Origin of the sequence: Nonomuraea sp. NPDC005983, from assembly GCF_040614375.1 — a bacterium.
Lineage (GTDB): Bacteria > Actinomycetota > Actinomycetes > Streptosporangiales > Streptosporangiaceae > Nonomuraea.
The window spans coordinates 1-5,547 of sequence record NZ_JBEXUP010000255.1; the positions used below are offsets into that span (position 1 = coordinate 1).

The following is a 5,547-nucleotide window of genomic DNA, read 5'->3' on the forward strand; positions in this document are numbered from 1 at the left end:
CCCAGCAGCCACAGCACACCGTAGAACGCGATGGCCGACATGCCGATCGCGGTGCGGTGCGGGTTGTTACGCGGGCGGTCGGCGACGTGGTGCTCACGGTGGTCACCCGTGATCCAGCGTTCCAGGAACGGATACAACGCCAAACCGGTCATGATGATGCCCATCGGCACCAGCGCCGGGATGACCACGCTCAACGGCAGCGTGCCCGCATGGGACGTGCCGAACAGGTTGATCTCCCACGGCGGCATGATCCGCAGCGAGCCTTCGAGGAAGCCCATGTAGAAGTCGGGCTGCGAACCCGCGGAGATGTCGGCCGGCGTGTAGGGGCCGAACAACCAGATCGGGTTGATCTGGGCGAACGTCGCAAGCCCCGCGACCACCGCGAACGTGAACAGCGTGTACGCGCCCGCCTTGGCCATGAACGCCGGGTAGAACGGCGCGCCCACCACGTTCTCGTTGCTCCGGTTCTTGCCGGGCATCTGGGTGTGCTTCTGCACCCACATGAGCACCATGTGGGCGGAGATCAACGCCAGCAGGATGCCCGGGATGAGCAGGATGTGCAGCGAATAGAACCGGGAGATGACATCCTCGCCCGGATACTCCCCGCCGAACAGGAAGAACGTGATGTACGTACCGACCAGCGGCAACGAGATCGCGACGCCCTCGGTGATCCGCAGACCGGCGCCGGAGAGCAGGTCGTCGGGCAGGGAGTAGCCGGTCAGGCCCTCGGCCAGCGCCAGCGTCAGCAGCAGGACGCCGATGATCCAGTTGAGCTCGCGCGGCTTGCGGTAGGCACCGGTGAAGAACACCCGGAGCATGTGCACCATCATGCCCGCCACGAACAGCAGGGCCGCCCAGTGGTGCATCTGCCTGATCAGCAGGCCGCCGCGGACGTCGAAGCTGATCTCCAGCGACGACGCGTACGCCTGGGACATCATGACGCCCTTGAGCGGCTCGTAGGAGCCGTCGTAGGCGATCTCGGCCATGCTCGGCTTGAACCAGAACGTCAGGAACGTACCGGTCAGCAGCAGGAGGATGAACGAGTAGAGGGCGATCTCGCCCAGCAGGAACGACCAGTGGTCAGGGAAGATCTTCCTCATGTTCCGCTTGAGGAAGTTGGCCGCCCCGATGCGATCGTCAAGGAAGCTGGACGGGCCGGCGATCGCGTTGGGGACCGTTCTCAGGTCGCTCATGCGTTGCCTCCCTTGGACCTGGCCTCGGCCTCGGCGTCGCCGCGCTCCCAGTAGCTGGGGCCGACCGGGACGTTGAAGTCGCGCTGGGCGACGAGGTACCCATCCTGGTCGACGGTGATCGGCAGCTGCGGCAGCGGCCTGGCGGCCGGGCCGAAGATCACCTTCGCGCCGTCGGCCGCGTCGAACGTCGACTGGTGGCACGGGCAGAGGATGTGGTGGGTGGTCTGCTCGTACAGGGCCGCGGGGCAGCCCACGTGCGTGCAGATCTTGGAGTAGGCCACGATTCCGTCGTGCGTCCAGTTCTTGTTCACGCCGGACTTGAGCTCTTCCGGACGGAACTTGATCAGGATCAGCGTGGCCTTGGCGAGGGCGTTCATGTCGTGCTGGAAACCGTCGGGCACGACCGACAGGATGCCGCCGGGCGAGTTGAAGTCGGCAGCGCGGATCGGCTGGCCGGTTCCCTCGACGACGAGCCGGCGCGGCTTGCCGTCCTTGGTCTTCTCACCCCAGACGGTGTGGCGCAGCGTCTTGTTGAAGGCGGCGCCGGGCATCTTGCTGTTGTCGAGGTCACGCAGCAGCACCAGCGGCACCAGGCCCAGCGGCGCCGCCGCCAGCAGCAGGGTGCGGCGCAGCAGCTTGCGCTTGACGAAGCCGCTCTCGTTGGCGCCCTGCAGGAAGGTCTCGGCGACGACCTTGCGCCCCTCCTCGTCGGAGGCCATGACGTGGCGCTCCTGGATGAGGGAGTACTTCGGCATGATCTGGCGGACCCAGATCACGATGCCGACGGCCAGCCCCAGCAGCGCCAGGGTCAGCGTGCTGCCCAGCGCGAACGTGGAGACTCCCGTCGCCTCCGGGCTGCCGACCTGGAACACCACGTACGAGATGATGAACGCGATGGCCGCCAGGAACGTGATCGTGAAGCAGAGCGCCACGATCTTCTCGGCCTTACGCGCCTTCTGCTCGTCCTGCGGCGTGACGCCGGGTACCTCGGTCTCGGCCACCCGTTCGTCGGCGCCGAACATCGAGGTGCCCGGCGCGGGGGTGCCGATGACGCGCTTGGGGACGCGTTCGTCCGGCTGCTCGATCTCGTGCTCGTTGTCTGTCATGACTTCTGTCGCTTCTTCGCGGTGATCCAGATGGCGGCCAGGGCCAGTGCGGCGATGCCAACGACCCACGCTACGAGACCTTCGGTGACGGGGCCGATGCGGCCCAGACCGAAGCCTCCGGGGTCCTTCTGCTCACGGACCTGGGTGATGTAGGCGATCATGCTGCGCTTCTCTTCGGGCGTGATCGTCGAGTCGTTGAAGACCGGCATCGCCTGCGGGCCGGTGACCATCGCCTCGTAGATCTGCTCGGGAGAGGCCTGGTTCAGGTTGGGGGCGTACTTGCCGCGCGTCAGCGCGCCGCCCGAGCCCGCCCAGTTGTGGCACTGGATGCAGTTCGCGCGGAACAGTTCGCCGCCCTTGCCGGCGTCGCCGAGGGCGGGGTCGACCTGCTCCTTGGACGGCCGCTGCGGGCCACCTCCGAGCGACTGCACGTACGCGCCGAGCTGGCGGATGGTGTCCTCGTTGACCCAGTGCGGAACCGGCTTGCGGGGAGCCTGAGCGCCCGGGTCGGCCGCCGGCATGCGGCCGGTGCTCACCTGGAAGTCGACGGCCGCGGCGCCGACGCCCACGAGCGTGGGGGCCGTCGAGGTGCCCTGCGCGTTGAGCCCGTGGCAGCTCGCGCAGTGGACCTCGAACAGACTCTTTCCCTGTGCGACGTCGTCCAGCTTGCCAGACGCGAGCGCCGCGTCGGCAGGCTTACTCGCCTGGACAAAGGCGGCATATACCATCCCGACCAGCGCCAGCGCCAAAATCAGGACGGCATATCTCGCGAGGGGATGCCGCCGCCAAGCGGTGATCCTAGTCACAGAGATCCCGTTCCTTAACGAATGATGTAGATGGTCGCGAAAAGACCGATCCAGACGACGTCGACGAAGTGCCAGTAGTAGGACACGACGATCGCGCTGGTGGCCTGCTCATGCGTGAAGCGCTTCGCGGCGTACGTGCGTCCCAGCATGAACAGGAACGCGATCAGGCCACCGGTCACGTGCAGGCCGTGGAAGCCCGTCGTCAGGTAGAACACCGAGGTGTAGGCGTTAGCGGACAGGGTCGCGCCCTCCGACGCCAGCTCGCCGTACTCGTACAGCTGACCGGCGACGAAGATCGCGCCCATCAGGAAGCTGACGAAGTACCAGAAGCGGAGCTTGCCGACCTGCCCCTTCTCCGCGGCCCACACGCCCATCTGGCACGTCACACTGGACAGAACCAGGATGGTCGTGTTGACCGTCGCGAACGGGATGTTCAGGTGAGCGCCTTCCTCGGCGTTGACGCCCGCGGGAAGGAGCGAGGGACCCCACTCGAGGCCCTGACCCTCGCTCACCGACCGGATGGTGAAGTACATCGCGAACAGCGCCGCGAAGAACATGAGCTCGGAGGACAGCCAGACGATCGTCCCGACACTGACCAGGTTCGGTCTGCGGGACGAATGAGCTGTCGTCGTCGAAGTTATTGCGGATGCTGTCGCCACGTGCAGCATTATTGCGGCTTCGGTGGTCGGTCCAGTGCACGCCCCCCCGTTAGGAGGTACAAACCGGCCTCCAACCAGGGATAATTGGGGCAAAACGCCCCCCAGGGACGGCGGCCTGGGATTGCACACCGGAGCACCGGTACGATCCAGAGTGACCATACCGCTTCGACCGATAGTGAGCGCGACCGTGAGCACCGACGACACGATGAGGGTCCTCGTCTACAGCGACGACGCCACCACCCGTCAGGAGGTCCGGCAGGCGATCGGCCGGCGGCCGGCCGCCGACGTTCCTCTCGTGGAGATCGTGGAGTGCGCCACCGAGCCCAAGGTCCACCAGTGGCTCGGCTCGGGCGACATCGACGTGGCCGTCCTCGACGGCGAGACCCAGCCCGCCGGCGGCATGGGAGTCTCCCGCCAGGCCAAGGACGAGGTCTACGACTGCCCGCCCATCTGCCTGATCATCGCCAGGCGCGACGACCGCTGGCTGGCCGACTGGTCCAAGGCCGACGCCGTCGTCTCCCAGCCGCTCGAGCCCATGGTTCTGGCCGACACCGTCGCCGACCTGATGCGCCGCCGCTCCTCCACCCGTCTCAACGCGAAGTAGGTGCCTGCGTGGACTCCCGTACGACGTGGCCTGCCCTGTTGTCGGCGCTCCTGTCCGGCGAGCACCTGACATCTGACGAGACGGCCTGGGCGATGCGGGAGATCATGTCCGGATCCGCGACCTCCGCCCAGATCGCGGGGTTCGCGGTCGCGTTGCGCGCCAAGGGCGAGACCGTCGCCGAGGTGGTCGGCCTGGCCCGCACCATGCTCGACCTGGCCACGCCGCTGAGCGTCGAGGGACCGGTCGTCGACATCGTCGGCACCGGCGGCGACCGCGCGCACACCGTGAACGTCTCCACGATGGCCGCCATCGTGGCCGCCTCGGCGGGCGCCAGGGTGGTCAAGCACGGCAACCGGGCCGCGTCCTCCTCGTGCGGGGCCGCCGACGTCCTGGAGCACCTGGGCATCCGGCTCGACCTCACGCCCGAGCAGACCGCCCACGTGGCGCGCGAGGCGGGTATCGCCTTCTGCTTCGCCCCCGTCTACCACCCCGCGCTGCGCTTCGCCGGCCCGCCGCGCAAGGAGATCGGCGTCCCGACCGTCTTCAACTTCCTCGGCCCCCTCACCAACCCCGCGCGGCCCGCCGCCCAGGCCATCGGCGTCTACGACCCCGCCATGCTGCCGGTCCTGGCGGGCGTGTTCGCCGAGCGCGGCGTCTCCGCGCTGGTGTTCCGCGGCGACGACGGCCTCGACGAGCTGACGATCGCGACCACGTCCACCGTGTGGGTCGTCAAGGACGGCGCGGCCACCCAGTCCGTCTTCGACCCCGCGGTCCTGGGCATCGCGAGGGCCGACGCGGGCGCCCTGCGCGGCGGCGACGTCGCCTTCAACGCCCAGGCGGTGCACGACCTGGTGCACGGCAAGACCGGCCCGGTGCGCGACGCCGTCCTGCTCAACGCCGCGGCGGCCCTGGTGGCCCTCCACGGCCCCGGAGACGACCTCGACAGCGCGATGGCCGACGGCTACGCCAAGGCGGCCCAGGCGCTCGACTCAGGCCGTTCTGCGGCCACCCTCGACCGCTGGGTCGAGGTCAGCCGCGCCGTCCGCGCCTCCTGACCCCGCCGCGCCACCCCGCCCCGCCGCCGGCAGGCAGGCAGGAGAGCTGGAAGGAGTGGCTCAAGTGGAGCTCGCTCAAGGCCGCTTCCACCGACGACCTCTGACCGGCCGGCGGACGGCGACC

The 5,547-nt window shown here is 68.3% G+C and carries 6 protein-coding genes; 2 read left to right on the forward strand and 4 right to left on the reverse strand.

Going from position 1 to position 5,547, the window contains the following annotated elements:
- From ABZ297_RS46010 to ABZ297_RS46025, 4 genes are all read right to left on the reverse strand, one after another.
- The coding region (locus ABZ297_RS46010) for a ubiquinol-cytochrome c reductase cytochrome b subunit (RefSeq protein ID WP_355360690.1) at positions 1 to 1,193 on the reverse strand (1,193 nt) is incomplete at its 3' end.
- Complete coding sequence (locus tag ABZ297_RS46015) at positions 1,190 to 2,299, reverse strand: Rieske 2Fe-2S domain-containing protein (RefSeq protein WP_355360693.1); 1,110 nt, start codon at positions 2,297 to 2,299, stop codon at positions 1,190 to 1,192. The genes ABZ297_RS46015 and ABZ297_RS46010, both read right to left, overlap by 4 nt.
- Positions 2,296 to 3,105, reverse strand: a complete 810-nt coding sequence (locus tag ABZ297_RS46020) for a c-type cytochrome (protein ID WP_355360696.1) — start codon at positions 3,103 to 3,105, stop codon at positions 2,296 to 2,298. The genes ABZ297_RS46015 and ABZ297_RS46020 overlap by 4 nt, the downstream gene beginning before the upstream one ends.
- Before the next feature lie 14 nt (positions 3,106 to 3,119).
- Positions 3,120 to 3,773: a heme-copper oxidase subunit III gene (locus tag ABZ297_RS46025; RefSeq protein ID WP_355360699.1), complete on the reverse strand. Its 654-nt coding sequence runs from the start codon at positions 3,771 to 3,773 to the stop codon at positions 3,120 to 3,122.
- A 196-nt stretch (positions 3,774 to 3,969) separates the two neighbouring features.
- On the opposite strand from ABZ297_RS46025, the gene ABZ297_RS46030 reads away from it, so the two are divergent.
- The gene (locus ABZ297_RS46030; RefSeq protein ID WP_355360705.1) at positions 3,970 to 4,368 is read left to right on the forward strand and encodes a hypothetical protein; all 399 of its coding nucleotides are present in this window, start codon (positions 3,970 to 3,972) and stop codon (positions 4,366 to 4,368) included.
- An 8-nt stretch (positions 4,369 to 4,376) separates the two neighbouring features.
- On the forward strand, positions 4,377 to 5,423 hold the full coding sequence (gene trpD / locus ABZ297_RS46035; RefSeq protein ID WP_355360702.1) for an anthranilate phosphoribosyltransferase: 1,047 nt from the start codon (positions 4,377 to 4,379) through the stop codon (positions 5,421 to 5,423).
- The last annotated feature ends 124 nt before the right edge of the window (positions 5,424 to 5,547 follow it).